The organism is Salinivibrio sp. AR640 (assembly GCF_001995405.1).
Taxonomy (GTDB): Bacteria; Pseudomonadota; Gammaproteobacteria; order Enterobacterales; family Vibrionaceae; genus Salinivibrio; species Salinivibrio costicola.
The window spans coordinates 111147-135882 of the sequence record NZ_MUFD01000004.1 but is presented as its reverse complement, the minus strand read 5'-3'; the positions used below and the strand labels follow the sequence as shown (position 1 = coordinate 135882).

The 24736-nt window shown below is 49.2% G+C and carries 23 protein-coding genes, 1 tRNA gene and 3 pseudogenes; 18 read left to right on the top strand and 9 right to left on the bottom strand.

Going from position 1 to position 24736, the window contains the following annotated elements:
* Positions 1–3 precede the first annotated feature (3 nt).
* Genes mlaC through murA form a run of 4 tightly spaced genes read left to right on the top strand, consistent with a single transcriptional unit; the run spans position 4 to position 2560 of the window.
* Positions 4–678 carry a phospholipid-binding protein MlaC gene (gene mlaC / locus BZG75_RS04025; RefSeq protein ID WP_077459895.1) on the top strand — a complete coding sequence of 225 codons (675 nt, stop codon included), beginning with the start codon at positions 4–6 and terminating at the stop codon, positions 676–678.
* Positions 675–989: an STAS domain-containing protein gene (locus tag BZG75_RS04020; protein ID WP_021022665.1), complete on the top strand. Its 315-nt coding sequence runs from the start codon at positions 675–677 to the stop codon at positions 987–989. The genes mlaC and BZG75_RS04020 overlap by 4 nt, the downstream gene beginning before the upstream one ends.
* Before the next feature lie 26 nt (positions 990–1015).
* Positions 1016–1261: a BolA family protein gene (locus tag BZG75_RS04015; RefSeq protein ID WP_425271618.1), complete on the top strand. Its 246-nt coding sequence runs from the start codon at positions 1016–1018 to the stop codon at positions 1259–1261.
* 9 nt (positions 1262–1270) lie between these two features.
* Positions 1271–2560 carry a UDP-N-acetylglucosamine 1-carboxyvinyltransferase gene (gene murA, locus BZG75_RS04010; protein WP_021022663.1) on the top strand — a complete coding sequence of 430 codons (1290 nt, stop codon included), beginning with the start codon at positions 1271–1273 and terminating at the stop codon, positions 2558–2560.
* 84 nt (positions 2561–2644) lie between these two features.
* On the opposite strand, the gene degS is transcribed toward murA, so the two are convergent.
* The 3 genes from degS to zapG all read right to left on the bottom strand — a co-directional run bounded on the left by degS (position 2645) and on the right by zapG (position 5718).
* Positions 2645–3715 (bottom strand): outer membrane-stress sensor serine endopeptidase DegS, encoded by a 1071-nt coding sequence (gene degS / locus BZG75_RS04005; protein WP_077576234.1) that lies wholly within the window; start codon positions 3713–3715, stop codon positions 2645–2647.
* A 164-nt stretch (positions 3716–3879) separates the two neighbouring features.
* Positions 3880–5244 carry a Do family serine endopeptidase gene (locus BZG75_RS04000; RefSeq protein ID WP_108742879.1) on the bottom strand — a complete coding sequence of 455 codons (1365 nt, stop codon included), beginning with the start codon at positions 5242–5244 and terminating at the stop codon, positions 3880–3882.
* Positions 5245–5313: 69 nt separating this feature from the next.
* Positions 5314–5718: a Z-ring associated protein ZapG gene (zapG, locus tag BZG75_RS03995; RefSeq protein WP_077459892.1), complete on the bottom strand. Its 405-nt coding sequence runs from the start codon at positions 5716–5718 to the stop codon at positions 5314–5316.
* 243 nt (positions 5719–5961) lie between these two features.
* Between zapG and zapE the strand changes: the two genes are divergently transcribed.
* The 8 genes from zapE to sspB all read left to right on the top strand — a co-directional run bounded on the left by zapE (position 5962) and on the right by sspB (position 12353).
* Positions 5962–7068 (top strand): cell division protein ZapE, encoded by a 1107-nt coding sequence (gene zapE / locus BZG75_RS03990; protein ID WP_077576259.1) that lies wholly within the window; start codon positions 5962–5964, stop codon positions 7066–7068.
* 230 nt (positions 7069–7298) lie between these two features.
* The gene (gene rplM / locus BZG75_RS03985; protein WP_025674468.1) at positions 7299–7727 is read left to right on the top strand and encodes a 50S ribosomal protein L13; all 429 of its coding nucleotides are present in this window, start codon (positions 7299–7301) and stop codon (positions 7725–7727) included.
* A 13-nt stretch (positions 7728–7740) separates the two neighbouring features.
* The gene (rpsI, locus tag BZG75_RS03980; RefSeq protein ID WP_021022657.1) at positions 7741–8130 is read left to right on the top strand and encodes a 30S ribosomal protein S9; all 390 of its coding nucleotides are present in this window, start codon (positions 7741–7743) and stop codon (positions 8128–8130) included.
* A gap of 380 nt (positions 8131–8510) precedes the next feature.
* On the top strand, positions 8511–9101 hold the full coding sequence (petA, locus tag BZG75_RS03975; protein WP_021022656.1) for a ubiquinol-cytochrome c reductase iron-sulfur subunit: 591 nt from the start codon (positions 8511–8513) through the stop codon (positions 9099–9101).
* On the top strand, positions 9101–10369 hold the full coding sequence (locus tag BZG75_RS03970) for a cytochrome b (protein WP_021022655.1): 1269 nt from the start codon (positions 9101–9103) through the stop codon (positions 10367–10369). The genes petA and BZG75_RS03970 overlap by 1 nt, the downstream gene beginning before the upstream one ends.
* Positions 10366–11103 carry a cytochrome c1 gene (locus BZG75_RS03965; RefSeq protein ID WP_077576231.1) on the top strand — a complete coding sequence of 246 codons (738 nt, stop codon included), beginning with the start codon at positions 10366–10368 and terminating at the stop codon, positions 11101–11103. The genes BZG75_RS03970 and BZG75_RS03965 overlap by 4 nt, the downstream gene beginning before the upstream one ends.
* A gap of 87 nt (positions 11104–11190) precedes the next feature.
* Entirely contained in the window at positions 11191–11829 is a 639-nt protein-coding gene (gene sspA / locus BZG75_RS03960; RefSeq protein WP_021022653.1) for a stringent starvation protein SspA, read from the top strand.
* A complete protein-coding gene (gene sspB / locus BZG75_RS03955; RefSeq protein ID WP_077459889.1) occupies positions 11829–12353 on the top strand; it encodes a ClpXP protease specificity-enhancing factor in 525 nt (174 codons plus the stop codon). Before sspA ends, sspB begins: the two co-directional genes overlap by 1 nt.
* 131 nt (positions 12354–12484) lie before the next feature.
* On the opposite strand, the gene pyrI is transcribed toward sspB, so the two are convergent.
* From pyrI to argF, 3 genes are all read right to left on the bottom strand, one after another.
* On the bottom strand, positions 12485–12952 hold the full coding sequence (gene pyrI / locus BZG75_RS03950) for an aspartate carbamoyltransferase regulatory subunit (RefSeq protein ID WP_021022651.1): 468 nt from the start codon (positions 12950–12952) through the stop codon (positions 12485–12487).
* Positions 12949–13893, bottom strand: coding sequence for an aspartate carbamoyltransferase (gene pyrB / locus BZG75_RS03945; RefSeq protein ID WP_077576229.1), 945 nt, complete (start codon positions 13891–13893; stop codon positions 12949–12951). Before pyrB ends, pyrI begins: the two co-directional genes overlap by 4 nt.
* A gap of 214 nt (positions 13894–14107) precedes the next feature.
* Positions 14108–15115, bottom strand: a complete 1008-nt coding sequence (gene argF / locus BZG75_RS03940) for an ornithine carbamoyltransferase (RefSeq protein ID WP_077576227.1) — start codon at positions 15113–15115, stop codon at positions 14108–14110.
* 322 nt (positions 15116–15437) lie between these two features.
* On the opposite strand from argF, the gene BZG75_RS03935 reads away from it, so the two are divergent.
* The 5 genes and pseudogenes from BZG75_RS03935 (at position 15438) to BZG75_RS03920 (ending at position 19783) form a co-directional block, all read left to right on the top strand.
* The gene (locus BZG75_RS03935; RefSeq protein WP_021022648.1) at positions 15438–15680 is read left to right on the top strand and encodes a hypothetical protein; all 243 of its coding nucleotides are present in this window, start codon (positions 15438–15440) and stop codon (positions 15678–15680) included.
* Between the two features lie 156 nt (positions 15681–15836).
* A tRNA-Ile gene (locus tag BZG75_RS03930) sits at positions 15837–15912 on the top strand.
* Positions 15913–16002: 90 nt separating this feature from the next.
* Positions 16003–16263, top strand: a pseudogene (locus BZG75_RS15520) (IS256 family transposase); the annotation flags it as partial.
* Between the two features lie 256 nt (positions 16264–16519).
* Complete coding sequence (locus BZG75_RS03925; RefSeq protein ID WP_077576225.1) at positions 16520–18697, top strand: hypothetical protein; 2178 nt, start codon at positions 16520–16522, stop codon at positions 18695–18697.
* 120 nt (positions 18698–18817) lie between these two features.
* A complete protein-coding gene (locus BZG75_RS03920) occupies positions 18818–19783 on the top strand; it encodes a viperin family antiviral radical SAM protein (RefSeq protein WP_077576224.1) in 966 nt (321 codons plus the stop codon).
* A 572-nt stretch (positions 19784–20355) separates the two neighbouring features.
* Here BZG75_RS03920 and BZG75_RS03910 read toward each other — a convergent pair.
* A pseudogene (locus BZG75_RS03910) lies at positions 20356–20493 on the bottom strand (transposase domain-containing protein); the annotation flags it as partial.
* Between BZG75_RS03910 and BZG75_RS03905 the strand changes: the two are divergent.
* Positions 20482–21291: pseudogene (locus tag BZG75_RS03905) on the top strand (HipA domain-containing protein); the annotation flags it as partial. The pseudogenes BZG75_RS03910 and BZG75_RS03905 overlap by 12 nt on opposite strands.
* Positions 21292–21905: 614 nt before the next feature.
* Here BZG75_RS03905 and BZG75_RS03895 read toward each other — a convergent pair.
* Together BZG75_RS03895 and arcA are read right to left on the bottom strand one after the other, a co-directional pair.
* Positions 21906–23054: a DUF3103 family protein gene (locus tag BZG75_RS03895; protein WP_077459879.1), complete on the bottom strand. Its 1149-nt coding sequence runs from the start codon at positions 23052–23054 to the stop codon at positions 21906–21908.
* Positions 23055–23453: 399 nt separating this feature from the next.
* Positions 23454–24674 carry an arginine deiminase gene (gene arcA, locus BZG75_RS03890; RefSeq protein WP_077459878.1) on the bottom strand — a complete coding sequence of 407 codons (1221 nt, stop codon included), beginning with the start codon at positions 24672–24674 and terminating at the stop codon, positions 23454–23456.
* Positions 24675–24736 lie beyond the last annotated feature (62 nt).

Sequence of the window (24736 nt, the reverse complement as noted above, 5' to 3'; positions counted from 1 at the left end):
GGCATGAGAAAGACACTTATCGCATTTGGCTCGGCGCTGAGCTTAATGTTAGTCAGCCTTGGACAGACGGTACAGGCCAGTGAGCCGGTCGACCAATCCAACCCATATCAGCTGATCGAACAAGTCGCAGAGAATACGTTTTCGCGCATACGCAAAGATCGCACCCTGCTCCGTGCTGATCCCGATTTATTACGTGATGTCGTCAAAGACGAACTCCTACCTTATATCCATACGCGCTATGCGGCGTCGCTGATATTAGGCGCCCAGTATTATCGCAAGGCAACGCCTGAACAGCGCGATGCATTTACCGAGGCCTTCACCGAGTACATGATTGCCTCCTATGCACAGATTTTACTCGAATATGACGACCAAACCATTGAGGTTCAAAAGGATAAACCGATTGATCCGAATGATAAAATTGTCAAAGTTCGCGTCGATATGACTGACGCATCACGTCCGCCTATTCGTCTGGATTTTAGCTTACGTAAAAATACGCGGACAGGAAATTGGCAAGCGTATGACGTGACGGCTGAAGGGGTCAGTATGATCCAATCGAAGCAGTCTGAGTGGAAGACACCACTGCGTCGTGATGGTATTGATGCCGTGGTCGAACAATTAAAAGAGATCGCCAAGCGGCCCATCCGTCGTGAAGATAAACAAAAACAGGATGCATCATGAGCGTCAACTTGACGGCTGGCAGCGAGCAGCACTATCACTTGTCAGGACGGCTTGATCGTGACACAGTGCCTGCCTTTTGGCGTCAGCGTCACCAATGGATCCCAACCGATAACGCCTTAACGTTAGACTTAAGTGCGTTATCACGTGTGGATTCAGCAGGAATGGCGATGTTGCTCCACCTTGATCGTACGCTGCGTCATCAAGGACAGCAGGTACGGTATCAAGGGATGCCTGAACAGCTAAAACTATTGTTAACGCTGAGTAATTTAGACACATTTTTTGACGATGCGGAGCATCAACAAGGAGTTTAAACGTGGAAGCAAGCGACGTTAAAGCCATTTTAGAGGCCGCTTTTTCAGAACAGGCTCAGTCAGTGGACGAGCTGCATGTGAAAGGTGATGGCAGCCACTTTGAGGTCATCGCTGTTGCAGAGATGTTTGACGGTATGTCACGCGTAAAAAAGCAACAAACGATCTATGGTCCGCTAACGGATCACATTGCGCGTAATGATATTCATGCGGTCAGCATTAAAGCGATGACACCGGCTGAGTGGGCACGCGATAAAAAGCTGATGCAGTTGTAAGAGGATATGATGCAAAAGTTTCGAGTGACGGGCAATGGCCCGCTTAAAGGTGATGTGGCCATTTCTGGCGCAAAAAATGCCGCCCTCCCGATTTTATTTGCTTCATTACTGGCTGAAGAGCCAGTCGAAGTCGCGAATGTCCCTAAGTTACGCGATATTGACACAACGATGGCCCTGTTATCACGCTTAGGGGCCAAGGTGAGTCGCAACGGGTCAGTGCATGTTGATGCCAGTGAGATTACTGAGCTCTGTGCGCCTTATGATCTCGTGAAAACCATGCGTGCGTCTATTTGGGCACTTGGGCCGTTAGTCGCTCGCTTCGGTAAAGGCGAAGTGTCTTTGCCTGGCGGTTGTGCGATTGGCGCGCGGCCCGTGGATTTGCACATTAACGGCCTTGAACAGCTCGGTGCCACCATCACGTTGGATGAGGGCTATGTGCGTGCAACCGTCGATGGTCGCTTGCAAGGCGCGCATATCGTGATGGACAAAGTCAGCGTCGGTGCGACAGTCACCATCATGAGTGCGGCGACGTTAGCGCAAGGCACTACGGTGATTGAAAATGCGGCGCGTGAGCCAGAAATTGTCGATACGGCCAAGTTCCTCAACATGTTGGGGGCAAACGTCACGGGGGCAGGCACCGATCGCATTGAGATTGAAGGCGTAGAGCGTCTTGGCGGCGGTAAGCACACCGTGGTGGCAGATCGCATTGAAACCGGCACCTTCTTGGTCGCGGCCGCGGTGTCTGGTGGGCATATTGTGTGTCGCCATACTTCGCCAGAGTTACTCGAAGCGGTCCTTCATAAATTGGAAGAAGCCGGTGCCAAGGTGGTGACGGGTGATGACTTTATCGAATTAGACATGACAGACCGCGAGCTCAAAGCCGTGAACGTGCGTACCGCGCCACATCCGGGCTTTCCAACCGATATGCAAGCTCAGTTTAGCTTGCTGAACTTGGTGGCCAAAGGCACTGGAATAATCACCGAAACCATCTTTGAAAACCGCTTTATGCATGTGCCGGAATTACAACGTATGGGCGCTCATGCAGAGATTGAAGGCAATACCGTGATCTGTGGTGACACCGATAGCCTAAGCGGGGCACAAGTGATGGCGACGGATCTGCGCGCCTCTGCCAGCTTGGTAATTGCCGGCTGTATTGCAAAGGGCGAAACCTTGGTGGATCGTATTTATCATATCGATAGAGGCTATGAGCGTATCGAAGATAAACTGCAGGCTTTAGGAGCTAAAATAGAGCGCATTGACGCCGATGAAGCGAACGAGTCCAGTGATATCGCAGGCTAATTGGCCTTCATGCCTTAACACAAAAAACGCCAGCCCTCACAGGCTGGCGTTTTTTTATGGGCGCCTATTTTCGCTATGCGTTGATTAACGCTGCTGGCGTTCATCGCCCACTTTGACCGGCAAGGTCAGGGTTTCACCGTCTCTGATCAGCGTAATGTTAAGCGTTGAGCCAGGACGTGTATCGGTCACCATATCCATCGCACCGCGTGCACCGCGCACGGGCTTGTCGTTAATTTGAATAATCAAATCTTGAGGCTGAATCCCCGCTTTTTCTGCAGGTCCGTCTTTATCAAGCCCAGCGACCATGACCCCACGTTGCTGCTCGGCATCTAATAATCGGGCCATCACCGGGTTTACATCACGGCCATCAATACCAATATAGCCGCGGATCACTCGGCCATCGGCAATCAGTTTATTCATGATTTTTGCGGTTAAACGGTAAGGGATCGCAAAGGAAATGCCATAGGTTTCAAGGTCGGTTGCTTGTTGAAAAGAGGCGGTATTGATGCCGACGAGCTCACCGCGACTGTTTACCAGTGCCCCGCCAGAGTTTCCTCTGTTAATGGCCGCGTCGGTTTGGAGAAAATCCTGGCGACCATAAAAGCTCATCCCGGTCCGGCCGGTAGCGGAAATGATGCCATAGGTGGTGGTTTGCCCTAAATTATACGGATTGCCGATGGCGAGTACGGTATCGCCCACCGTGGGTTGATAGTTTTGATTGACCGGGATCACGGGGAGATTGTCTGCTTGAATTTTAAGCACGGCTAAGTCCGTACGCTGATCTTTACCCACTGTTTGTGCCGTGAAAATGCGCCCATCTTGCAAGGCGACGATCACTTGGTCGGCTTCGGCGACAACATGATAGTTGGTGACGATATAGCCTTTAGCGCTCATGAGCACCCCTGAGCCTAATCCTTGGGTATTAAGCTCTAATTTATCGTTACCGGTATAATTACGGGTGTAGATATTGACGACCGCCGGTGAGGCGCGCTTGACCGCATAGCTAAATGACACCAGTTCTGCCGTGTCTTGGTCGTCGCTTTCAATAAAAGACAGTTCGGATAACACGCCCGAGCGCAAATCAGGCACCGCGACTAATAGCAAGGCAGCCGTGACTAGGCCAATAACCACGGAACGAACAAGTAAAGCCAGCATAAACAATGCCATCCTCAAGCAAAACAAAGCGAGGCTAGAGAATAGCATTGTGAGGTCGGGTTGTGGAAATCATCACCGTCCTGGGCGGATAAAAAAACCATGAGCCAATAAAAATGCCTGCCGACGTGGCAGGCATCAAAATGAAGGTGTGAATAGACGCCGGTTTATCGAATCACGAGATAAAGCGAGCTGTTATCACGCACAATATTAAGGGCGAGCACACCCGGTTTATCCTCGAGCAGCTTGCGCAGATCGCCCAAGCTCTCTACTTTGTGTCGATTGACGCCAATAATAACATCGCCCGCGCGTAATCCATATCGAGCGGCAAGCGAGCCTTCTTCAATCGTGGCAACTTCGACACCTGCTGGTTTCGCATCATGGTTTTTCAACTCTGCGCCAGCCAAAGCTTTGTGCAGGTTATCCGCTTTGGTTTGCGTTTGAGCCGCTTCTTTAAGGGTTGTTTCCATCTCGAGGGTTTCACCGTCACGGATCACGCCGAGCGCAACGGTTTTACCTGCCCCTAACGTCGCAATTTTGGCGCGTAACTCACTAAAGCTGCGAATACTCTTACCGTTGACAGAGACAATAATGTCACCGGCTTTGAGCCCGGCATCGTCAGCGGCAGAGTCAGGCATTACCTGACTAACAAAGGCGCCGTGCTGGGTGGCGAGCCCAAAGGCATCGGCTAACTCGGCGGTCAATTCCCGGCCGGTCACGCCAAGCATGCCGCGTCGTACCGAGCCATATTCGATGATTTGGTCGACCAAGCTTTTCGCCATATTCACCGGTATCGCAAAGCCAATCCCGACATTGCCGCCGTTCGGGCCCAAAATCGCGGTGTTGATCCCCATCAGTTCACCATTGAGATTGACCAGCGCGCCGCCGGAGTTGCCACTATTGATCGCCGCATCGGTTTGAATAAAGTTCTCGAAGTTTTCTAGGTTCAAACCACTGCGCCCCAGTGCTGAGATGATCCCCGAGGTGACAGTTTGTCCGAGCCCGAATGGGTTACCAATCGCAACGGCAAAGTCACCAACACGTAAACGATCCGAATCAGCGAGTGGAATTTGCGTCAGATCTTTCGCATCTTCATCGAGCTGCAACAAGGCAATATCAGACATTTCGTCGCTGCCGATCAGGGTCGCATCGTATTCGCGGCCATCTTTGAGTTGGACACGGATCTCATCCGCATCATCAATCACATGATGGTTGGTCACGATATAACCTTTATCGGCATCAATAATCACCCCTGATCCCAAACCACGAAAAGGACGCTCTTGGACTTGCTCAGACGGAACGTTGGGACCAAAGAAAAACCGAAATGCATCAGGAATACGTTGCTTAGACACCTTGTTGCCTTCCACCGCAATACTGACCACGGCTGGTGAGACTTTTTCCAACATTGGCGCCAAACTGGGCATGGCTTCACCGCTAACCGCTTGAGGCAAGGCGGCATAGCTCGGTAGAGGAGAAAAGGCCGCGCCAAGAGTCAGCGCGGCGACGCTAATTGCGAGTAAAGACTTTTTCATCATGGGTTAACTCCAATTGTCGACGTACCAATTGAGAGTGGGGGCAATCTGAAAAAGTTCAATCCTCGATCAGCTGGCGCGCGAGCCTTCGTCGCTTTTTAACAAGCCCGAGGCGCTGCCAGAATAGTCACGAGGTGGATGACTGGCGGTGTCTACTTCCAGGTTGGTGATTTTCCCTAGACGCTTGGCAAAGGGATTATCTTGGTCGGGCAAGTCAGGCATCAGATCCGACGATGTCTTGGCCATATGTTGATAGAGCTTATTGTAGTCTTTCGATAAGGTATCAAGCAGTTCAGCACTTTGCGCAAAGTGATCCACCAACTCTTGGCGGTATTGCTCGAGCTCGTAACGTGACTTTTCTAGCTCCCTTTTCATATTTTTTTGTTGTTTGAGATCGCGCGTGGTCATACGGGCAATAAAAAAGCCCACCGCGATACCGATGACGAGAAAGATCAGGCTATTAATCCAGGCCATAACTGCTCCTTGTGCTCTCACATTGACTGAACACCCTGGGTATACGGGAGTCAGTCAGGGCAAGCGAAATCACTTGCCTACGTATAATAATATCGTACATCTGCTGGTGGCTTAGCAAGATGAAACGTGTGTTCACTATACATGCCAGATCGCGAACGTGGTACTCCTATGCGCGCGTATTTCTCTTTCTCGCTCGCGTGTTACTATGAAAACGATGGCGATAACCAACGAGGCTTTCAAGGAATGACGCCCTTAGAACATTATAATAACGATCTGACTCACCACCATTTTATCGAAGACCCCGCGCAACGTATGGCGGTCGAGAAACTTGATGAGCTCTACCACCGTTTACTCGCTCATCCTATAACCCCCACTACGCCGGAAAAGCGCAGCTGGTTGCCTTGGCGAAAGCGCGAACCGGCCTCTGTGACCCCAGTAAAAGGCCTATACTTTTGGGGCGGTGTGGGACGCGGGAAAACCTATTTAATGGATACGTTTTTTCATGCACTCCCTTTTGATAACAAAATGCGCATGCACTTTCATCGCTTTATGCATCGGGTACATCAAGAGCTAAGAATACTGGATGGCGAAGCGGATCCATTGCTGCAAATCGCCGATAAGTTTGCACAAGAAACCCGCGTGCTGTGTTTTGACGAATTCTTTGTCTCGGACATTACCGATGCCATGATCTTAGGGACCCTGATGGAAGCGCTATTTGCCCGCGGGATCACCTTGGTCGCGACCTCAAATATCGTTCCTGATGAACTGTATTGGAACGGGTTACAGCGCGCACGCTTTATGCCCGCCATTGATTTAATCAACCAGCACTGTGAGGTAGTCAATGTTGACTCAGGCGTTGATTATCGCCTGCGTACTCTGACCCAAGCGGCTATTTTTTATCACCCGCTTGGCGATACCGCTACCGAGACGATGCAGGCGTATTTCAAAAAACTCAATGGGGAAGGGGGGCAGCGCGACCAAGTGATAGACGTAAATAACCGCCCGCTACAGACCATTGAAAATGGCGATGGCGTGGCGCATTTTAGTTTTGCTGAGCTGTGTCAGTCCGCCCGCAGTCAAACCGACTACATGGAAATTGCGCAGCTTTATCACACGGTATTAGTCGCTGACATGCCGCAATTACACAGTACACAAGACGATGCTGCGCGTCGGTTTATTGCGCTGGTAGACGAGTTTTATGAGCGTAGCGTCAAACTCATTATTTCAGCGGCGGTGCCACTCGATAGCCTCTATGATGGCGACCGTTTAGCGTTTGAGTTTAAGCGTTGCCAGTCACGCCTGATTGAAATGCAAAGCCATGACTATCTCGCATTACCTCATTTGCCCTAAGGCTGTCTGCTGGCGAACAGTCAAACAATAACCAACTGAGAAAAACGGCGGAATTTTTTTGCGAAAAGGAGGTGATTTTTTCTCCACTCTTCCCTATAATCTCGCGACCCACCGTTACTGTTGAAAGGCTTTGGCCGGGTGTACCACCACTCGAAGGGGTGATGTATGGACGCTTAACAGTGGGAGCTTAGGCTCCTGAAGTGAAACTTATTAATCGGGTAATTATTAGCATGAAAACTTTCGTTGCTAAACCAGAAACTGTAAAACGCGACTGGTTCGTTGTAGACGCTGAAGGCAAAACGCTAGGCCGTCTGGCCACTGAAATTGCAACGCGTCTGCGTGGCAAGCACAAGCCAGAGTACACGCCTCACGTTGACACTGGTGACTACATTGTTGTTATCAACGCTGAAAAAGTGGCTGTAACTGGCCGCAAAAAATCTGACAAGATGTACTACAGCCACACTGGCTACATTGGTGGCATCAAGTCAATCAGCTTTGAAAAACTGATCGCGCAAAAACCTGAGCTGGTGATTGAAAAAGCCGTTAAAGGTATGTTGCCACGCGGTCCTCTAGGTCGTGCTATGTACCGTAAACTGAAAGTTTACGCAGGTTCTGAGCACAAGCACGCGGCACAACAACCGCAAGTACTAGACATCTAAGAGGAATAAAGCAATGGCAGAACAATACTACGGCACCGGCCGTCGCAAAAGCTCCGCAGCTCGTGTCTTCATCAAGCCGGGTAGCGGCAACATCGAGATCAACAAGCGTTCTCTCGACACTTACTTCGGTCGTGAAACCGCTCGCATGGTTGTTCGTCAGCCACTTGAGCTGGTAGAAATGACTGAGAAGCTTGACCTGTACATCACCGTTTCTGGTGGTGGTATCTCTGGTCAAGCAGGCGCAATCCGTCACGGCATTACTCGTGCCTTGATGGAGTATGACGAGTCACTACGTCCTGCACTACGTGCAGCTGGCTTTGTGACGCGTGATGCGCGTAAAGTTGAGCGTAAGAAAGTGGGTCTTCGTAAAGCACGTCGTAGCCCGCAGTTCTCGAAGCGTTAATCGACGTTATCGTCAGATTTGCTACAAAAAGCCTGGTGTTCACGCCAGGCTTTTTTTATGCAATTTTTTCTGATGTAACAAGGTAGGGCATTACCTCTTTATTCCCTTTTAAAACAGTGTATAAGCGCGCACTTTCCAACATTTTTATTACCCTTTACATAATTCTGTGCACACCGCTCACATTTGTTACAAAAAGGTAGCTTTATCTTGTCAAAAAGTAGGGTTTTCTCTATCATCTAGCCGACGTAATAGCAGCTAAGATTTAATCGAACTGATCCCAGTCAGCCGTTATTACATATTCGTTTTTAAGTAAGCCGTACGCTCCATGGACGCAAAGGACAAAATAAAAATCCAAGCGGGAGCACATGGGAGAATGTTGGATGAGCAATGCGCCAGTGAATACCGGCCGACGCCGCTTCCTGACTGCGACGACGTCAGTTGTTGGCGGTTTAGGGGCCGTAGCAGTTGCCGTGCCTTTTATTAAGTCATGGAACCCAAGCGCGAAAGCCAAAGCGGCGGGCGCGCCGGTCGAAGTCGATATCAGTAAGCTGCAAGACGGACAAATGATCCGTGTCGAGTGGCGAGGAAAACCTGTGTGGATTGTGCGCCGTAGCGACGCCGTGGTTGAGGAGCTTTCAAGCTTTGAAGACCAATTGCGCGATCCGCAATCAGCACAGCCGCAACAACCGGAATATGCAACCAACCAGCTCCGCTCTATTAAACCTGAAATTTTTGTCGCGGTTGGTATCTGCACCCATCTTGGTTGTTCACCAACCTATCTACCAGACAGCTTCAGTGAGCAAGTGAGTGGAGTGAAAGCCGGGTTCTTTTGTCCGTGTCATGGGTCAAAATTTGACATGGCTGGACGTGTCTTTCAAGGCGTACCTGCACCACTTAACCTGGTCGTTCCACCTTATATGTACTTGGACGACAAGCGAGTGCTGGTGGGACAAGATGAGGGGGCTGCGTAATGGAAAGTTTTGCTAACTGGATTGAGAAACGCCTTCCCGCGATGAATGCGTATCGCAAGCACATGACCGAGTACCCAATGCCGAAGAACTTTAACTTCTGGTATATGTTTGGTGTGCTCGCGATGATTGTTCTGGTTAACCAAATTGTTACCGGGATTTGGCTAACCATGAACTACAACCCTTCAGCGGAAGGTGCGTTTGCCTCTGTTGAATACATCATGCGTGATGTCGAGTACGGTTGGCTGCTCCGATATATGCACTCCACTGGGGCCTCGGCGTTCTTCGTGGTGGTGTACCTGCACATGTTCCGCGGCCTCATTTATGGCTCGTACCAGAAGCCGCGTGAGCTACTGTGGCTGTTTGGGATGCTGATCTTCTTGGTGTTAATGGCAGAAGCGTTTATGGGCTACCTGCTGCCATGGGGACAGATGTCTTACTGGGGGGCACAGGTTATCATCTCCTTGTTTGGTGCGATTCCTGTGATTGGTGATGACTTAACGCTTTGGATCCGCGGTGATTACGTGGTATCAGGCGCAACCTTGAACCGCTTCTTTGCGCTTCACGTGGTAGCCTTGCCGATTGTCTTGCTGTTGTTAGTCGCGTTGCACGTGCTAGCGTTGCACGAAGTGGGCTCTAACAACCCAGATGGTATCGACACCAAACTGCCTAAAGGCGAAGCGGATGACGATGGCCAGCAGTCACAGTTTACGTTCCACCCTGATTACACCAAAAAATACAAGATCATCGACTCGATTCCTTTCCATCCATACGGCACGGTGAAAGATCTCATTGGCGTGGGTGTGTTTGGTATCTTGTTCGCGTATGTGATTTTCTTTAACCCTGAGATGGGCGGTTACTTCCTTGAGCCACCGAACTTTGAGGCCGCGAACCCGCTGAAGACCCCTGAGCATATTGCTCCGGTTTGGTACTTCACGCCCTTCTATGCAATTTTGCGTGCGATTCCTGACAAGCTGATTGGTGTTATCGCCATGGGTGCGTCGATTGTGGTGCTGTTCTTGTTGCCATGGTTAGATCGTTGTCGCGTGCGTTCGTATCGCTACCGTAGCAAACTGCACTTGGCAAACATTGTGCAATTTGTGATTGCGTTTGTAGCTCTCGGCATTCTGGGCGCGTTGCCAGCGACTCCAACGTACACCTTGCTGGCGCAGATCTTCAGCTTCTGTTACTTCATGTTCTTTGTGCTGTTGTTCTTCTACAGCAAAAATGAGGCAACAAAACCGCTACCAGAGAGGGTGACATTCAAATGAGAAAATGGATTGTAATCTTGTGCGCGCTGTTGCCCTCTTTGGCAATGGCCGCGGGCGGTAACGTTCACTTGGACGACGCCAACAACGATTTAACGGACAAAGCCTCATTGCAACGTGGCGCAAAAATGTTCATGAACTACTGCTTCGGCTGTCATGCCACGCAGTATCAGCGCTATCAGCGTGTCGCAGAAGATCTGAACATTCCACAAGACTTGATGGAAGAACACCTGATTGTCGACAAGAATGCGGACTATGGTGAGTTAATGACTAACGCCATGAGTCAAGAGTCGGGTGCACAGTACTTCGGTGCGCCAGCGCCTGACTTGACGCTGGTCGCGCGTGTACGTGGTACTGACTGGCTCTATACCTATCTGCGTTCATTCTATGTTGACCCATCGCGTCCGTTTGGCGTGAACAATACGGTATTCCCTAACGTGGGCATGCCGCATGTGCTTGAAGAGCTTCAAGGCACCCCACGTAAAGTGTACGAAACACGCATGGTGGATGGTGAGCCGGTTGAGGAATTTGTCGGCCTGCAGTCTGACGGCAATGGCGAGCTGAGTGAGGGCGAGTATGATAATGCCGTCCGAGACTTGGTCAATTTCCTCGAGTATTCCGGTGAGCCGGTGAAGCTTGAGCGCCAGCAACTCGGTTGGTGGGTGATCGGTTTCTTCGTGGTATTCTTGATTTTGGCTTACTTCCTCAAGAAAGAATATTGGCGCGATGTGCACTGATCGGTTAATCTAGTGTGTTGCTAATCCGCAATGGGGGCTTTGAGTCCCCATTGCTTTCTATTGATATTGAACATCCTGGAGGGGTTGATGGCTGTTGCTGCCAATAAACGCTCGGTGATGACGTTATTCTCTGACGCATCTGATTTATATAGTCATCAGGTACGCATCGTCCTCGCAGAGAAAGGTGTCAGTGTAGAAATCGAGCTGGTGGATCCGAATAATCTGCCAGAAGATCTGGTTGACTTAAATCCTTATAACTCTGTTCCAACCTTGATTGACCGTGAGTTAGCGCTGTATAACGCAGACATCATCATGGAATACTTGGATGAGCGTTTCCCTCACCCGCCATTGATGCCGGTTTATCCTGTCGCGCGTGCACAAAGCCGCTTGATGATGTATCGCATTAAGCGTAACTGGTATACCTTGGTGGATCAGATCATGCAGGGCAGTGCGGATGAGGCGGATAAAGCCCGTAAGCAATTACGTGAAGAGCTCCTGGCTCTGGCGCCTGTCTTTGCCGAAGATCCTTACTTCTTAAGTGAAGAATTTAGCCTTGTTGATTGCTACTTAGCGCCACTTTTATGGCGTTTACCTGCACTGGGTATCGAACTGACCGGTCAGGGCTCGAAGCAAGTCAAAGACTACATGACGCGTCTGTTTGAGCGTGATTCGTTTCTCGCCTCACTGACAGAAGCTGAACGTGAAATGCGACTAACAGGTCAATAATGTCTACATCTGAATTTGCCATGACACCGCGCCGTCCTTATTTGGTTCGGGCGTTTTACGACTGGTTACTGGACAACGATCTCACGCCACACATTGTGGTCGATGCGACCTTACCAGGAACGCAAGTACCGTTTGATTACGTTAAAGACGGGCAAATTGTACTGAACATCGCCCCGCGAGCAGTCGGTAATCTTGAACTCAGTAACGAGCATGTGTGTTTTAACGCGCGCTTTGGCGGTAAACCGCAGCAAGTGATGGTGCCAATGGCAGCCGTGCTTGCACTGTATGCGCGTGAAAATGGCGCCGGGACCATGTTTGAAATGGAGCCTGCCTACGCCAACGCTGATGACGAGATGTTCGAGGACGAGACGTTCGAGCCGGCACCGACCGAAGAGGACGAGCCATCGCTTGTCTCTGTTGACAGTGTTGACGATCCAGACGCACTGCCGCAGGCCGATGACGAACCAGAAGCGCCAGCGGCGCCGAGTAAAAAAGGCAAGCCGACGCTTACCGTGGTGAAATAACCACTTGGCAGGTTAAACGATGACAAAAACCAGCACCTCGATGCTGGTTTTTTATGTGTTACGCGCGCGGCAGGCGCAGTGCAAGCGCGCCCGCAACCGAGCACCCTCGCACTAGGGTTAGACAGCGAAGACTAGTGACGCTCGGTCATGATCTCGCGTGAGAATACCTTCTCACAGTACTTGCAGCAGAGCTTCACATCGTCGGCCTCCGTGAGCACTCGGAATGAGCTATCGACAGCCGGCTCGCCATGGGTAATGCAGTTAGAGTTTGGGCAGCTAAACACCCCTTGAATCACCTCAGGCAATGTCAGCGGCAGCTTGGCGACCACTTGATAATCTTCAATTTGATTCACCGTTGCCTGTGGCGCGTACAGGGCAAGCTGACTGGCTTGATCTTCGCTGATCACCACGTTCTCGATTTTGATCAAATCTTTACTGCCGAGCGCCGACGAAGGCAGATTCAAACCAATAGTGATCCGCTGATCGCTACCATGCATTTGAAACAGGTTTAAGATCTTAAAGCCAATGTGCGCGGGGATATGATCAATCACAGTGCCGTGGCAGATCGCTTCGACTTGTAGTTTATTATCCGTGCTCATATTGCAACTCCTTCAACCTGTTCATTTAACACCAGCGCGAGTAGAGCCTCTCGGGCATACACCCCATTTTCTGCTTGCTCAAAGTAATACGCGTGCGGGGTTTTATCGACATCAACGGTAATTTCATCCACGCGTGGCAGCGGATGCATCACCTTCATATTCGGCTTGGCATCACGCAGCATGCCGGCACTTAAAATAAACGCTGATTTAATGTGGGCGTATTCTGACTCATCAAAGCGCTCTTTTTGCACCCGTGTCATGTAAAGTACATCTAACTCAGGCACCACATCGCTAATGCTACTGTGTAGGCTATACGGGTGGCCGCCCGCGGCAAGCTCATCAAGCAGGTGCTCTGGCATGGCGAGTGCATCCGGGGCGATGTAAAAGAAGCGGTTGCCCTCGAACTTTGATAACGCCTGGGTCAGCGAATGCACGGTACGGCCGTATTTGAGATCTCCCACCATGGCGATATTTAAGTTATCCAAGCGGCCCTGGGTTTCGTAAATCGAGAACAAATCGAGCAAGGTTTGGGTCGGGTGCTGATTTGCGCCGTCGCCACCATTCACCACCGGCACGCCTTCAGAAAACTCCGACGCTAATCGCGCAGCGCCTTCTTTTGGGTGACGCATGACAAAGCCATCAACGTAAGAAGAAATCACACGGACCGAATCAGCCAAGGTTTCGCCTTTTTTGCCTGACGAGGTATTGCCGCCGTCGGGAAAGCCAATTACCGAGCCGCCAAGGCGCTGAATCGCGGTTTCAAAGGACAACCGAGTGCGGGTTGACGCTTCAAAAAAGCAGCTAGCAATCACTTTATTTTTTAACAGCGTCGGGTTCGGGCGGGCTTTAAGTTCGCCCGCCGTGGCAACGATTAACTCTAGCTCGTCGCGGCTGAGCTCGGGAATGGAAATAATATGTTTGTGATAAAGCGTATTGGCCATAACGCGAGTCCCTTTCTTTGCAGTGTGCTACAGGCAAAAAAAAACCTCCGAAACGGAGGCTTTTACGATCACGACCAATGCGAATGCCGTCCCGCGATGGGGCGGATAAATCGCTGTTTGTGGGTGGAATAACCAACATAACTTCTGGCCGTGTAGTGAAATCTGGCCGAATTATACGCCCCTATTTGTGCTGTGCAAGCAAAAGTGCAATCGTTTACGCGCTTGCTTTGACGAGTGTGGCAATCATCACAGCCTTGATGGTATGGAGGCGGTTCTCGGCTTGATCAAAGACGATCGATTGCGCTGATTCAAATACCGCGTCGGTCACTTCCAGGCCATTGAGCCCGTATTGATCGGCAATTTGTTTACCCACGCCGGTCTCGTCATTATGAAACGCGGGCAAGCAGTGCATGAACTTGGCATCTGAGTTCTCGGTAGCGGCCATCAAACCGGGGTTGACTTGATAAGGCGTGAGATCTGCCACCCGCTGCACCCAAACCGATTCTGGCTCGCCCATCGACACCCAGATGTCGGTATAAATAAAATCACAGCCTTTCACCGCCGCCGTATCTTCCGTGAGTGTGATCGTTGCTCCAGTACTGGCGGCAATATCTTGGCAGGTGGCAATCAAATCCGCCTCAGGCCAATAGGCTTTAGGACCAATCAAGCGTAAATCCATCCCCATTTTGGCCGCGCCCACCATCAACGAATTGCCCATGTTATTGCGCGCATCACCCAAATACGCAAAGGCGATTTGATTGAGCGGCTTGTCACTGTGCGCTTGCATGGTGAGTAAATCCGCCAGCACTTGAGTGGGGTGAAAGTCATCGGTAAGGCCATTCCACACCGGCACACCAGCATGGGCGGCTAAGGTTTCCACCACCTCTTGACCAAACCCACGATACTGAATGCCATCGTACATTCTCCCTAACACCCGCGCGGTGTCCTTCATGGTCTCTTTATGGCCAATTTGGCTGCCGCTGGGGCCGAGATACGTGACTTGTGCGCCTTGATCAAACGCCGCCACTTCAAACGCACAGCGGGTGCGGGTTGAGGTTTTCTCAAAAATCAGCGCAATGTTTTTGCCCGTCAGCTGTGGGGTTTCCTCACCACAGGCTTTGGCCGCTTTAAGGACGGCGGCATCATCAATCAGATCGTGGATTTGCTGAGGTGACAAGTCGAGTAAGGTGAGCAGTGATTGCTGGTAGAGGTCGCTTTTCATATTTATCCCTAAATAATGCGCTAAATTGAATATTAAATCGATATTTATGTTTAATTATTCTCTGATAGTAAAGTGCGTGTCAACAAGATGCAAGCGACAAAACCGAGCGTAAAGGCCATCAATTAACCATTAACACACCGTTTTGAAGGTTTTCTGACCGCAGGAGGGGGATTTAATCAAGGACTGACAATGCTGATAAATTGGCGACAAACGACACAATCCTTTTACCGCCTTATAGCGAGGGAATGACAGGCCAGTGCGACGAGTGCGAGATAGTGTTTCTGTCCTCAAGGGCAACGACACTATTAGGAAGGAGAACACCATGAAAACACACAACCAAGCACTGACTCTGAGCGCACTGATGATGATAGTTGGCCTAGCGGGCCCGGCAATGGCGAATGACGAGCCTATGCAGCCTGCAGACGGCCAGCCAGCGGTAACCTGCCCTGAAGGTGGCACGGATTGCGACACCCAGCCAATACCAGAAGACGACAACAGCGCCTGGCCACCGGAAGAAGAAACCTGGCCCGCCGATGACAACAGCGAAGACCCCGCCATGCAGTAAGTGGTGTCACAGAACTCAGTAAGCAAAGCATGAGTGCCGTCACACTGGCGGCGCTTGTTTTGCCACCACTGCGCTAAGTGCTCAAAAACCATACTGAATTGACCCCCCTTACAACTAGACACCCTGTTTGCCTTCCCCTATAATCCCAATCCATTCGGCCCCTTAGCTCAGTGGTTAGAGCAGTCGACTCATAATCGATTGGTCCCCAGTTCAAGTCTGGGAGGGGCCACCAGTCATAGCAAGGCGTAGCAGGTTAGTACCTACTACGCCTTTTTTGTGCCTGCTGATGTTGAGTCAAACAAGGAACGGGTACAACTTCCGTTACATCCGAACGACGAACCCGATCGAGTCAATGTTCGCGAGGGTGAGGTTGATAACCAATAAGACGAAGAGTTGTGGGAGCCGGGAAACTACGCTATTAATGGCCTGCAAACTGTTAGAACTGCCGAGGCAAATTGGCGAAGACTGAGAGGATTTACGCTGCTCGCGGACGTTATCAAAGGGGGGGGAATTCCGAGATGGTGTTCGCAAGCCTGAGGGAAATCAGCAGGGCACAACTTTGGATATCATACACCAGATTTGACCATAGCTCACTACTTGATGGTGAGCTTTCAAACGCCGATTAGAATGCTCGTCTTTTCGTATTCTCTCCTCAAGGTATTGACACTATAAAGAAATTCACTTAGGATTTTTTTGGACTAAACTGCAGTCGGCTACCGAGTACGTTACTCACTTTTCCGCTCCCCTCTATTGCACGGGAGGTTTCAGCTGCAAATCCGGACACTGCTCCGGTAAATTCTACATGTGAAACCTAACTCCCATTTTTATTGGAGAAAACTATGTGCAGGATAGATGCGCCATTTGGCAATCGTCCCCTCGATGAAAAAAAAGACCCCGTTGAACGTTTCTTGCAAGCACTAGATGAATTTGAAATTCAAGGAAATTACCGAACGTTATTGATTAAACACTTTTCAGAAAACTGGATTGATGTCTTTTATAACTCATCGAGCCTTGAAGATGCTTTGACTACCGCTAACGAGCAGAACTCCGAACCAGAAAAGTGCGTAGCGCTAGCGTTTTGCCAAAATATAAACATTCGTTTTCGGTTACAGCCATTTTCTGCTGACGATTCCTATAGAGAGTCATCACTATTCAAGTTTTTGACTGACGTAGCGAACACATATTTTCCAACCTCTCCTTACCGCTTCTATAAAGCGGGAATAGAAAAACGCGTTGGATCATATGGTTGGTTTGCTCGATATCTCTATGGAGATAAGTTTTTTTTCACCAAATCATTTTTCAATGATGATGCGTTTTGTTCCCTCAATAGAAGTGAGAGACTGGACACTCTTTGGGATTGTTTGTGCCTTATTGCTCCACCGTTTGATAGCTTAAGATACCGCTCAGACGACTCGAGCTTATTTAAAGGAATACTATCGCTAGCTTCATCAAAAGATGATTCTAGTATTACTTGCGAACATGCTCAATCAATTCGACTAGGCCTAGAATTCTTACACAAATGGCTAAAACATGATGTAGAAATGGGACGCATTTCTTGTGACTTATATAGTTCTTTTGGGGAGACGCCATGGGAACGGCTTGAGTTACTAATTTGGCAGAAAGACTTTGATGACGAAGAGGTCAAAAGGTCTCTAACTAACTGGCTCAACAATACAAAGCAGGAGCTTGAGAAGGTTTTGATTCTAAGTTTTAACTTAGATAATGCTTCTGGCTCAGAACTTGAACAATGGGCTCAGCAAGTTGACCGGTACTTTAACCATATATCCCATGATTTCTACAGAGAATTTGATTGGGAGACACTACGTCATGAAGAACTGGACATTCGTCGCAACAACGAGCTGGAAGCATTATGTTCTCAATTGAGCTCACAGCAATTAGAAACTTGGATAGGATGGTCGATCCAGCAAGACTTTGACCGCATTTTGGGCGACAAGCAAAGAGCGCCAGAATTATCTAGTAGCTCTGAAAAATGGGTATGCGAAACTTTTTTTGCTACCTGGAAAGATCTTTTCTTGGCGAATATAAATGAGTTAGAAATTGAGAAGCAACTTCGCATTTTATCGGCTCATGCCCCTGCAAGAAGGGGAGTCTCTTCTGAGTTCTATTCCGCCTGTTCTGAATGGTGGCGCGAACTGTTTCGAGGGCTTCCTGAAAAAGTTAATTTTCCAAAGAGGTTAATCCCTGAATGGACGACTACTGCTATTGATTATCTATATGGTGATGGTGAAAATCTAACTCCATATATTGATAAAAGTATTGGTGTTTTGAGAGGGGAGGTCTCTAAATCTGACGAGACAGAAGCACCTCTCAATTATAGTGACCTGCTCAGGGTTTTATTGGAAAGCCTAGACAAAGTACAGCCAAGCAAATCTTTTCGTCATCGTATGTTGTTAATGCGTTCTTATTCAAGCTCCTTTGCTGATGAGACGATTTCGTTACGAGGTCGTTCCTTCAATACGAGTACGAATCAGTGGTATGAGCCTATTAGCGACCTTGCTAAGAAAATTTTTGATAATAATCACGTCATCAATTTGGGCGAAGCGCCAGAAAACCATGAAAAAAAATTATCGCAGCCCTTTATAGCTTGTACCCACGAATTGGCTGAGTTTTGTCTGAGCCGTTTACGTCTTCGCAAAGGCGAAAAAGCGTGTGATAAACAATACGAAGTTGAACAAATAGTTGAACGATCTTCAGTTTGGCGGCAAGGGTACTTAAAGGCACTAACTGAGTTAGGGATTGATCTTGACGGCAAAGTTCATAAAGCAGTGTATTTCATCAAACAGTCAGATCCTGATCCGGATGTACGTGCAGTCGCAAATGAATGTTACAAAGCTGTCCGAAGAAACAAAAAAAAGAACTCTACTATCGCAGATTTGAAGCGAGGTATTATTGCAGCTGAATGGTGGTTACTTATCTGCCAGCGACAAAATCTCGGTATGAAAATAAATTATGAGGATGCCCTCAAAACCAGACGCAACTTAATGCGTAACCCATAAACTACATTAAATTTATCCCATCTTGGTGTACTGGAGCCCGATGCTCCTACCTCGACGCTTGCCGTCCGCCATGTAAAAACTTTACGGCCTACGATTGTAGGCCCGTCAAGGAGTATACGTATGCCAAAAGTAACTCACGGTGTTGCTAACGCCAACACAATAAATAGAATAACCTCTAGGCAGTTAAACGAACTCGTAATTAACTGGCACATAACAGAGGCTTGCAACTATAACTGTACCTATTGCTTTGCTAAGTGGGGAAAACCCAATGAGATTCATCGCTCATTGAGCTCTATTGAACAACTGCTCGACAAACTAGCTAACTATTTCATTCATGGTAACCCAGAGATCAAAAGAATGCTTGGTTACCAGGATGTACGTTTAAATTTTGCTGGTGGTGAGCCAATGATGCTAGGTAGCGCGTTCTCTACTGCTTTAGTAATGGCTAAACAGAAAGGATTCCAAACTTCAATCATTACTAACGGTAGCTACCTGTTAAGGCAGCGTTTCGAATTACCCGTTAATACACTGGATATGATTGGTATCAGCTTCGATAGTCAACAATCCTCCGTTAGAAGAGAGTTAGGTCGCATTGACAGAAGAGGCAATTCACTAAACGAATATGAACTTCAGCTTGCACTACAACTTCTATCGCACACCCAAAAAGGATTGAAGACGAAAATTAACACCGTTGTAAACGCTCTAAACTGTGAAGAAGACTTTACTCATCTAATTTCCAGCATAGCAGTAGACAAATGGAAAGTGCTTCAGGTGATGCCTACATATAAGCACGAACTGTTAATTTCAGATGATCAGTTTCGTCGGTTTGTTGAGAAACATTTAGGTAAGGGCTTACCAATCTCTCCTGAGTCAAACAACACAATGACTGAGTCATACTTGATGATTGACCCAAACGGACGTTTTTATCAAAACAATAGTGGTATGTCTGGCTATATTTACAGTGAACGTATTACCGATGTAGGTGTAGAGACGGCATTGAACCAAGTAAACTTCAATTGTAATCGTTTTAAGTCTCGTTACCATGCTAAAAACATGTTCAACGTCTCTGATGAGGTGCTGATATGAAAAGTGAGACGTGCCTAGGGAAAGTGTCCGGAAAGCCTCTAAGTGTTTACTATACGGAATTTGAGGCACAAGTTGCCGCTAAATACTCTAGAAATGTATATGGGAATGATCTAGCACCCTATAAATGCGAGAAGTAGTGCAGGCAATGGCATTTATCTCCAAAGTCTAGGCTTACTCCTAGTAAAAAGTGCTCCAGATGCACTTCCGCTATCGGGGAGTACAAAAATTCATACCCTACAAGTAAAGAAGCCAGGCTAAGAGCCAATATCATTTACGAAGAGCAAGGCATTGAGTTAGAAATTTATAAGTGCAAGCACGGTGAAGGTTGGCATTTGACCAAAGCCAAAAGACACTAATTGCTTGGGGTAAATGTAAACATGAAGTAATGTGACGATAGAGAGAGGGCTGTACCGTAGCACGGCCCTTTTTTCATTTCCTGTTGGTTTACCTCTTAGCCGATAGCCTTTAAGGGCACTACCCTTGTCAACGCCAGTTATAGATAGTGAACCAACTGCCGCATCATCGATATTAGGAGGCGTAATTCAGTAAACGGTTAATAAACCGGTGAGCGCCTACTCGACATCACTGAGAGCCACACACCATGGTATCAGATCTGGTATATCATCCGATGGTGACTGCTTGGATAATTCAGCGAAAAGGTGTCGGAAGTAATAGTAGGGATGGATGTCATTGGTACGGCATGTTTGGACGTCGCTAATGTTGAGTTAACTCGCATTGGGAAGACGAGGACACTGATCATAGAGCGGTTCGATCGAGCCTATATCGCGATTCGTGATGTCGTTCAACGAAAACATGTGATTGATGGCTGTCAGGCAACTGACTTACCTCCAGGTTATAAATACGACCGTCAGAATGGGGATGACGGCGATGGCGTGTATATGCGCGATGGCGTTTCTTTCCCGCGTCTACTGAGCGTCAAAACCATAGACACGGTAACCACCAACCTAAAGCTTACCCAATGGATGCTCTTTAATCTCGCAACGCTAAACTATGATGCTCATGGTAAAAATATTAGCTTCTTCGTCACCCCTAAAGGCCTAGAGCTGACCCCTTTTTATGATTTAGTGAACATAGAAGCTATTGCTCAAGAGGGAGCAAAGCGCAATTCGCGAAGTGGTAAATTGTCTGCTGATGAGGGGCGAGCCGCCAGTATCCCGCAATATTTTGCAATGTCGATTGGCGATTGGGAAAGTGAAGACTTTCAAAATCGGCGGAAAGGCAACTTCCAACGTCCTATCACCAGCTATGATTTAGCTGAATTCGGCGCTCTGCTGGGTTATTCAGGCACCAAAATGGCGGCCATAATGGTAGAAACCGTTGGTGCTATAAAAAATGCGCTGAAGGAAGCGATTGACCTGACCGAAGCTCAAGGAATCGACGATGGGGAACGTGAACACATAAAGCTGTGTGTGTCACTCATCCAAACAGAGTGTGAATACTTGCTAACGCAAGCCGACAGTGTTCCTGAAATGAGTGAGCTTCTTTAATGGCGAATGCAGAGTAACCAAACTCGACAAGTTCGGCTTGATGGTTTTGTAACGATTTCAGTTCATGGTTCAAATCTCGTATGCATTCCCACGCAGGAGCGTGGGAACGAGTAATCGTCGCCAATGACATCACCGACGTTAAAGTACGCGTAGGTCGGCATAAGCGCCTTCTCGATCGCGCAAGCTGGGTGTGATTTCCGCCGCGCGCCATCCGACATCGTGGATAAAATTGGCGCCAAACGTAACAGGCGCAGTGCAACTGGCGCCCAGGTGGCATAATGCATCATAGTTGACATCTTACCGGGGCTTGTGTCACCTACGCCAATGGCACCATCGATGTATAAATTTTGTCATTGTAGTGGCCAACTAACATTGGCCACGGTGTTAGATCGTGTAAGAACAGGGATCCGTTCAGCAGAATCAGAGTAACCAAACTCGACAAGTGCGGCTTGATGATTTTGTCACGACTTCTGTTCAGGGGTCGAGCTCAGTATGCATTCCCACGCAGGAGCGTGGGAACGAGTAATAGAGATCCAGGGCAGTAAAGTCACAGTGAAAAAACGCAGCCCTACGGCTGCGTTTTGTTTATCTCACTCAATGAAACCAAGCCTGTGTTATTGAGTCGGCTCAATGGTCAGTGGCTCCCAGGTTGCCATGGCATTGCCGCCGGCGCCGTATTGGTCTGGGTATGCACGGCCTTTAAGCAGGGTGTAGTACACATCAACAAAGTCATCATCGTTGGTCAGCCAGCCGTCGGGGATGGCTTCGATGATTTTTCCGGTGATTTGCGTGACCACGCCATAGGCTTGCGCTTCCAAGTCGGGGATCGCGGCTAGGATGTCGCTCGCCACCTCGTTAAGTTTCAGCGCCAGCTCTTTGTAGTTGGTGCCGTCGTCTTGCTCCATTAAGATCACGTCTGCCGCGCCCCAGCGATAACGATCCCAATGGATCATCACTTGGTTGGGGTAATAGGTAGTTTTGTCGTAATCCAAATACGGCATATCGACAATGTCGAGCGTCGGTTCGTCACGGCTTGGGTTCACACCGGTGACAATGGCATACACTTCTGCTGCGCCGGAGATCCACGGTTCTTTATCGTCGGCCAGGCGGATGGTTTTTAGCACTGTGGTGTCAATGGGTTGGGCTGGGGCTTGTGCCATCATGCGTGCACTACGACGCATCCGTGGTGCAGGGTTCTGCTCCGCCAAGGTGCGACGCATCACTTCCAATCCGGCTTTTAATGCCGCTTTGCCGTCCGTATCAATCACTAACACGGGGCGGTCAGGCATTTGATAGACGTCTAGCCAGTGGGTGTTGCCCTCAGTGTCAAAGGCCTCAATCTGGGTCCAGCTTTTTTCATCACCGGCCGGCTCAAAGGCAAACAAAGGCGCTTGGCCGGCTTGCCAACGCGCGAGCATGCTTGGGTCGGCTAAGCGTACTTCGAGCAGTTGGTCGGCGACGTCTTCGACGCCTTGCGCCTCACGCAATGCACGGTCAGCGCTGTGCAGCTGAGTATCCAGGCTGCGTTTGCTGCGTGAGCTACGCGCTTGAGGCTGTGTCAGTGCCGACAAGGGAGCATTTAAGCCATAACTATTAATATTGCGCTGTAGCGTTGGGGCAATTTGCGCATAGTCTTGGCTGAGTTGTTTGGCGGTGTCGCGTTTTATCTCTACCACGTTGTTATCTGCGCTACCGGCAAAAGCGGGGGTGAAAACCTGAGAAAGGCCGGCGAATAGCAGCGAGATCAGTATTTTTTTATTCATCGCATTTCCTTTTCGTTATGTCCAACTGACGTTAGCTAGGGCTAACGCTTTGTATCTTGCGATGCTTGTCTTTAAACACGCTATCTCAAATAAAAAGAGCTGTGAGTACAGTTCACAAAAAAACTGAAACTCTAATGCGAAATTAGTCATTTTTGGAATTGGAGTAAATACTCACTAATGAAAAAGAATGAGATTTCCAGTAATCAATCGGTATGAATGTTGGCAGTTTTAACCGTAACTGATTGATTGGTGAAATGAAGCGATGAGAGGGAGTGGGAAAAGAACCATCAATGTTGTAGGCCGTGCGGGTAAGCCATAAACACGATAGCAGACGGTAAAAGGTGGGAGAGAAGAGCGTGGGGAGAGAACCGCCAGCATTGCACTGGCGGTGTTGAGTGCTTAAATGTCGTCGCGTTCTAGCGGACAGCTCATGCAGCGTGCACCGCCTCGGCCTCGACCGAGTTGGTCGCCGGGAATAGAGAGCACTTTAATGCCGGCTTTATCATATTTTTCATTAGTGTAGGTATTGCCTTCGTAGCCAATCACGACGCCTGGACGCACGGTCAGCACGTTGTTGGCATCGTTCCATTGCTCACGCTCGGCGGCATAGCTGTCGCCGCCGGTAGTAATGATGTTTAACGGGCCGACATCCAGCGCTTTTTCAATCGCGGTGAGGTAGCAAGACTGTGCTTCCACGTTAAGGCTGTCTTCCCCTTTACGGGTTAAGCGCCAGCAAGGCAAATCAGGGCGCATCACCGTGGGGTAGACTGAGAAAGTATGGATATCCATGTGGGTCATCACGGTATCCAGGTGCATGCATGAGCGGTTTTTCGGTAATTGCACCGCAATCACTTCTTTGGCTTGACCGCTAAACAGTAGGCTACGCGCTAGCTGTTCAACCCCTTGAGGCGTGGTGCGCTCGGACATGCCAATCAAGACCGCGCCGCGGCCAATGACCAGCACGTCGCCACCTTCAATCGCGGCGTTGTCGTAATCGCGGACCTCATCACCGAGGTAATTGACAAATTGGCTTTGCGCGAACTCAGGATGCCAGCGGTAAATGGCGCGCAAGTGATTGGTCTCTCGCTGGCGGGCGGATTTCGCCATTGGGTTGAGTGAGACGCCGCCATACACCCAGCAGGAGGTATCGCGGGTAAACAGATGGTTGGGCAGCGGCTCAATCACGAAGTCGGTTTTGTCGTGCATCGCTTGCATCATCGAGGATGATTGCACGGGTAAATCGATATAGCTTAAGCCACCGAGCAGAATGTCCGCGAGCGTGTTGTGGTCGATATCGGCCATGTAGGCGCGCACATCGTTGGCAAATTGATAGCCAAGACGGTATTGGTTGAGCTGGGTGTCGAGCAGCCATTGCTTGGCATCAGGTTCGGCTAATGTCTCAACCAGTAAGTCGTGCAGTAGGTGCACCTGCACGCCTTGATCCGTGAGTGTGCGGGCGAACATATCATGCTCTTCGCCGGCACGCTCTACCGCCAGAACATCATCAAACAACAAATCGTGGCAGTTAGATGGCGTTAGGTGGTTTAACGCTCGTTCAGGGCGATGAAGCAGAACGCGCTTCAGTTGCCCAACTTCGGATCCAACGTAAAACTCACTCATGGTAGGTCCTCTTTTTCCTTAATACGGGCCAGGCAATGAGACAAACAGCGCCTTGCACATCC

Bases quoted from the DNA above. Each gene is read 5' to 3' on its own strand.
- zapE (WP_077576259.1), top strand. From the start codon at position 5,962: ATGACGCCCTTAGAACATTATAATAACGATCTGACTCACCACCATTTT.
- zapG (WP_077459892.1), bottom strand. From the start codon at position 5,718: ATGGCCTGGATTAATAGCCTGATCTTTCTCGTCATCGGTATCGCGGTG.
- pyrI (WP_021022651.1), bottom strand. From the start codon at position 12,952: ATGAGCACGGATAATAAACTACAAGTCGAAGCGATCTGCCACGGCACT.
- mlaC (WP_077459895.1), top strand. From the start codon at position 4: ATGAGAAAGACACTTATCGCATTTGGCTCGGCGCTGAGCTTAATGTTA.
- murA (WP_021022663.1), top strand. From the start codon at position 1,271: ATGCAAAAGTTTCGAGTGACGGGCAATGGCCCGCTTAAAGGTGATGTG.
- petA (WP_021022656.1), top strand. From the start codon at position 8,511: ATGAGCAATGCGCCAGTGAATACCGGCCGACGCCGCTTCCTGACTGCG.
- pyrB (WP_077576229.1), bottom strand. From the start codon at position 13,893: ATGGCCAATACGCTTTATCACAAACATATTATTTCCATTCCCGAGCTC.
- BZG75_RS04020 (WP_021022665.1), top strand. From the start codon at position 675: ATGAGCGTCAACTTGACGGCTGGCAGCGAGCAGCACTATCACTTGTCA.
- argF (WP_077576227.1), bottom strand. From the start codon at position 15,115: ATGAAAAGCGACCTCTACCAGCAATCACTGCTCACCTTACTCGACTTG.
- BZG75_RS03920 (WP_077576224.1), top strand. From the start codon at position 18,818: ATGCCAAAAGTAACTCACGGTGTTGCTAACGCCAACACAATAAATAGA.
- BZG75_RS04000 (WP_108742879.1), bottom strand. From the start codon at position 5,244: ATGAAAAAGTCTTTACTCGCAATTAGCGTCGCCGCGCTGACTCTTGGC.
- arcA (WP_077459878.1), bottom strand. From the start codon at position 24,674: ATGAGTGAGTTTTACGTTGGATCCGAAGTTGGGCAACTGAAGCGCGTT.
- BZG75_RS03935 (WP_021022648.1), top strand. From the start codon at position 15,438: ATGAAAACACACAACCAAGCACTGACTCTGAGCGCACTGATGATGATA.
- degS (WP_077576234.1), bottom strand. From the start codon at position 3,715: ATGCTGGCTTTACTTGTTCGTTCCGTGGTTATTGGCCTAGTCACGGCT.
- BZG75_RS03925 (WP_077576225.1), top strand. From the start codon at position 16,520: ATGTGCAGGATAGATGCGCCATTTGGCAATCGTCCCCTCGATGAAAAA.
- BZG75_RS03965 (WP_077576231.1), top strand. From the start codon at position 10,366: ATGAGAAAATGGATTGTAATCTTGTGCGCGCTGTTGCCCTCTTTGGCA.
- sspB (WP_077459889.1), top strand. From the start codon at position 11,829: ATGTCTACATCTGAATTTGCCATGACACCGCGCCGTCCTTATTTGGTT.
- sspA (WP_021022653.1), top strand. From the start codon at position 11,191: ATGGCTGTTGCTGCCAATAAACGCTCGGTGATGACGTTATTCTCTGAC.
- rpsI (WP_021022657.1), top strand. From the start codon at position 7,741: ATGGCAGAACAATACTACGGCACCGGCCGTCGCAAAAGCTCCGCAGCT.
- BZG75_RS03895 (WP_077459879.1), bottom strand. From the start codon at position 23,054: ATGAATAAAAAAATACTGATCTCGCTGCTATTCGCCGGCCTTTCTCAG.
- BZG75_RS03970 (WP_021022655.1), top strand. From the start codon at position 9,101: ATGGAAAGTTTTGCTAACTGGATTGAGAAACGCCTTCCCGCGATGAAT.
- rplM (WP_025674468.1), top strand. From the start codon at position 7,299: ATGAAAACTTTCGTTGCTAAACCAGAAACTGTAAAACGCGACTGGTTC.